The 2366-nt window shown below is 30.2% G+C and carries 6 protein-coding genes; all 6 read left to right on the plus strand.

The features are described 5' to 3' along the window. On the plus strand, nt 1–264 hold a 264-nt coding region (locus tag WBQ70_RS09885; RefSeq protein ID WP_423913528.1), incomplete at its 5' end, for a VOC family protein. Between the two features lie 4 nt (nt 265–268). Next, nucleotides 269–721 (plus strand): helix-turn-helix domain-containing protein, encoded by a 453-nt coding sequence (locus WBQ70_RS09890; RefSeq protein ID WP_423913530.1) that lies wholly within the window; start codon nt 269–271, stop codon nt 719–721. A gap of 47 nt (nt 722–768) precedes the next feature. Beyond that, nucleotides 769–1203 carry a VOC family protein gene (locus WBQ70_RS09895; protein WP_423913533.1) on the plus strand — a complete coding sequence of 145 codons (435 nt, stop codon included), beginning with the start codon at nt 769–771 and terminating at the stop codon, nt 1201–1203. Further along, nucleotides 1187–1639 (plus strand): DUF1569 domain-containing protein, encoded by a 453-nt coding sequence (locus WBQ70_RS09900; protein WP_423913536.1) that lies wholly within the window; start codon nt 1187–1189, stop codon nt 1637–1639. Before WBQ70_RS09895 ends, WBQ70_RS09900 begins: the two co-directional genes overlap by 17 nt. Before the next feature lie 39 nt (nt 1640–1678). Then, nucleotides 1679–2050 carry a nuclear transport factor 2 family protein gene (locus tag WBQ70_RS09905; RefSeq protein ID WP_423913539.1) on the plus strand — a complete coding sequence of 124 codons (372 nt, stop codon included), beginning with the start codon at nt 1679–1681 and terminating at the stop codon, nt 2048–2050. A gap of 102 nt (nt 2051–2152) precedes the next feature. Then, nucleotides 2153–2366, plus strand: a 214-nt coding sequence (locus WBQ70_RS09910) for a methyltransferase type 11 (RefSeq protein ID WP_423913542.1), incomplete at its 3' end; no start/stop codon positions are given.

The following is a 2366-nucleotide window of genomic DNA, read 5'->3' on the forward strand; positions in this document are numbered from 1 at the left end:
AAATTTAGTTTGGTACTTTATCGTAGGAAAGAGTTTTTACCTTTAACCGCAAATCCCAATCAAACTGAAAAATCTGCGGGTTTTATTCTTAGTCATAATGCTGAAAGCAAAGGAGAAGTAGACGAAATCTTGCAATCGGCTTTGAAATTCGGAGCTACACAAATCGGACAGACACAAGATGAATCCTGGGGTTATTCTGCAAGCATAACTGATCCCGATGGACATCAATGGGAAATAGTTTATATGCCACATTATAACAACTAAATAAATGAACTCAGAACTGTATCCAAAGATTTATCTTTATCAGCGAATTATTCGAGCAAAAATTTTCATTGACAGCAATTATGGAGAAAAAATTGACCTCGAAAATATTTCTGACGAAGCTTCTTTCTCAAAATTTCATTTTATAAGGCTTTTTAAACAGATTTATGGAAAGTCACCTCACCAATATTTGATAATTACAAGAATTGAAAAAGCTAAAGTATTATTACAAAATGGTATGAACGTATCAGAAGTTTGCTACTCCGTTGGTTTTGATAGTGTAAGTACATTTAGCGGACTTTTTACCAAATTAGTTTGCAAAACACCTTCAAATTACTCAAACCATTACAAAGAAAGAAAAACTAAAATTAAAACTACTCCAGCAGCTTTTATACCAAGTTGCTATTCCTATATGCACGGTTGGATGGAAAATAGCAATTTTGAAGATGAAAATAAATAAATCATTGCTGATCTTTGTTTTGAGTTTAACAAATAAAAGAAAAAGTAATGATAACAAAATTAACAGTAACAAACATTCACGTTTTAGACCAAGATAGTGCCTATGACTTCTATGTGAACAAATTAGGTTTCAAATTGGTTGACGATATTCCAATGGGACCAGATTCACGTTGGTTAACAGTTTCACCACCCGAACAACCTGATTTACAACTTGTATTGTTCCCTGTTAAGGTAAGCAAAATGTTTCCAAAAAAAATAGCGGAATCATTAATTGATCTTATCAAAAAAGGAATATTTGGTTGTGGTGTTTTAAGTTGCAACGATATATTTGCGACATATGAAGAATTGAAGGCTAAAGGTGTAGAATTTATTAAGCCACCTACAAAAGAATTCTATGGTACAGAGGCATTATTTAAAGATGATTCCGGCAACTATTTCTCATTACAACCCTTAACCAACTTTGACAATGAAAACAATATTTGACAAATCAACAAGAGACGAGTTAATTCAAAGAATTAATTCACTAACTGAAGAAAATAAACCTGTTTGGGGTAAGATGAATGTTTATCAAATGTCTAAGCATTGTACAAATTGGAACGAATGGGTTTTGGGTAAGAATGATATTGTTTACAAACAAGATTTTCTTGGAAAAATATTTGGAAAAATGGCTTTAAGAAGCAATACAAAGGATGATAAACCTATTGGCAAAAATATGCCAGCAGGAAAGGCATTTACAGTAAAAGTAACAGTGGATAATTTACCTTCTTTAAAATTAATGTGGACAGAACAGATTAATCTCTATCAAAACTTTTCAAATGATGAGTTTATACACGACTTTTTTGGCAAAATGACAAAAGATGAAATCGGGATTTTTACCTATAAACACAACGACCACCATTTAAGACAATTTAATGTGTAAGAAACATTAAAAACACTAATATTTTAAAAGCAATAAATTATGTCAACAAAAACCAAAATAGAACAAGCAATAATCCATTTTGTAAAAGGTGGAGACACTAGCGATGTCGATATGCTAGATAGAGTTTTACATAAAGATTTTAGAGTAACCAATAATGGATTTATGGGAACTTCTGGGATTACCATAATTGACAAACAACAGTATTTACAAAATATAAAAGAGGGTGTTTTTGGAGGATTACCAAGAAAAATGACAATAGAAAGTATTGACGACAACGAAACAATTGCAATGGTAAAACTACGTTTAGAAAGTTCCGAGAATTACTTTGTGTCGTATAACTCTTTAGTTTTGGATACAGATAAACAATGGAAAATAATCAATAATTTAGCTGTTGTGGAATCTAAAAAATAATACAATAAAAAAGAGACGTTTGGAAAAAAGGGTATATGATAAAATAAATCGATACAATTATTAGTTTATATAAAATAGCAGCTACAAATAACTTATAATGAAATGGTAGAAGTATATAAAACCAATATCACTAAGCAAAAGCAAGCTAAACAAGTAATCAAAAAATTACTTGAAAAATTTCCTCATTATCAAATTAATTTTGACTGGGAGGATTGTGATAGAATTTTAAGGATCGAAAATTTACTAGGTCAATTTGATTCTAAACTTATTATTGATTTAATACATAATGATGGTTATTTTATTGAAGAATTATCAG

The organism is Flavobacterium sp. (assembly GCF_049590715.1).
Taxonomy (GTDB): Bacteria; Bacteroidota; Bacteroidia; order Flavobacteriales; family Flavobacteriaceae; genus Flavobacterium.

Bases quoted from the DNA above. Each gene is read 5' to 3' on its own strand.
- WBQ70_RS09890 (WP_423913530.1), top strand. From the start codon at position 269: ATGAACTCAGAACTGTATCCAAAGATTTATCTTTATCAGCGAATTATT.
- WBQ70_RS09895 (WP_423913533.1), top strand. From the start codon at position 769: ATGATAACAAAATTAACAGTAACAAACATTCACGTTTTAGACCAAGAT.
- WBQ70_RS09900 (WP_423913536.1), top strand. From the start codon at position 1,187: ATGAAAACAATATTTGACAAATCAACAAGAGACGAGTTAATTCAAAGA.
- WBQ70_RS09905 (WP_423913539.1), top strand. From the start codon at position 1,679: ATGTCAACAAAAACCAAAATAGAACAAGCAATAATCCATTTTGTAAAA.